General features: G+C 64.3%; 1 protein-coding gene. It reads right to left on the reverse strand.

All coding sequences use genetic code 11. The annotated features are described in order from the left end of the window. On the reverse strand, positions 1-286 hold a 286-nt coding region (locus ADK41_RS12870; RefSeq protein WP_159043966.1), incomplete at both ends, for a hypothetical protein.

The raw sequence follows: 286 nt of genomic DNA on the forward strand, positions 1-286 counted from the left end.
CGAACCGCGGCGCATCACGGTACTCTTCCCGCTTTTCATAAATCGCGTCCAGCACCTCGGGCGACACCGAGTCCCATTCCTCTTCCCGGATGGCCTTCTTGACGTCGTCAGACTCGGCACCAATCTCCTGGAACAGGGCGTCCAGCGAACCCAGTTTGACCTTCAGATCATCGACGGCCTTCTCCAACTCCCGCCGCGCATCACTGCCGGCCCCTCCCGGGTCCGAAGCACCAACCGCACCGGACGCGTCCTCACCCCCCGCAGACGACAGCCCCACCGATCCAGC

Source organism: Streptomyces caelestis, assembly GCF_001279005.1.
Lineage (GTDB): Bacteria > Actinomycetota > Actinomycetes > Streptomycetales > Streptomycetaceae > Streptomyces > Streptomyces heliomycini.